Source organism: Vibrio sp. 1401, assembly GCF_033340295.1.
On sequence record NZ_JAWOWF010000242.1, the window covers coordinates 1 to 826 of the forward strand.

An 826-nucleotide genomic window follows, 5' to 3' on the forward strand; every position below is an offset into this window, starting at 1 on the left:
ATACTTGCTTGCGAATGGTTTTGATCGTGTTCGTTGCCACCATGCTAAATTGCAACGATTGAAGATATTGGAACGTTGCTGAAATGACTTGAAGTGACACGTAGCCCAACGCTAAAGCAATCAATACGTTACGAGAGTAGTCACCTTTGGCAATGTGTTCATCAATAAAATACTGGATCAACCAAGGGCCACTCGCACTCGCTAACGCCGCGATAAACAGCAAAGCTAAGCCTTTTATCATTGGCTTCGGCTGAGACAATGGATAAGACAACAACCGCTTAAATGTACTGGTTTGTTTCATTGATTACTCCTCCATTGCTTGTTCGAGTTTTTGGTACTGGAACATTTCTGCGTACCAGCCTTGGTGTTCGAGTAGAGAATGATGTTTCCCTCGCTCGGTGACATGGCCATGATTAAGAACGATGATTTCATCAGCCGCTTCTAATGCCGTTAATCGGTGTGCGATAACGATCAACGCTTGATCACGGTAGTGTGTTTCAAGGTTCTTGAGAATCTGGTGTTCGGTTCGACCATCTACGGCGGATAGGGCATCATCTAAAACTAACACTTGAGCGTTGAGAAGCATGGCGCGTGCAATCGCAATACGCTGCTTCTGACCGCCAGAAAGAGTAATGCCTTTTTCGCCAACTTCGGTTTGGTATCCGTCAGGGAATTTCTCTATATCGTCGTGGATACACGCCAATTTCGCTGCTTGATAAACTTGCTCCTTTGTTGCTTGAGGATTACCAAGAGCGATGTTGTCAAAGATCGATTTTGAGAACAAAAATGGACTCTGATTCACAACCGCAAAGCGATTACGCCATTG

At 44.8% G+C, this 826-nt stretch carries 1 protein-coding gene and 1 pseudogene; both read right to left on the minus strand.

What is annotated here, in order from left to right; translation table 11 throughout:
- Nucleotides 1-301, minus strand: a pseudogene (locus R7Z77_RS24840) (multidrug resistance-like ATP-binding protein MdlB); the annotation flags it as partial.
- Between the two features lie 3 nt (nucleotides 302-304).
- Nucleotides 305-826 (minus strand): ATP-binding cassette domain-containing protein (locus R7Z77_RS24845; RefSeq protein ID WP_318136982.1); only part of this gene is annotated, 522 nt, incomplete at its 5' end.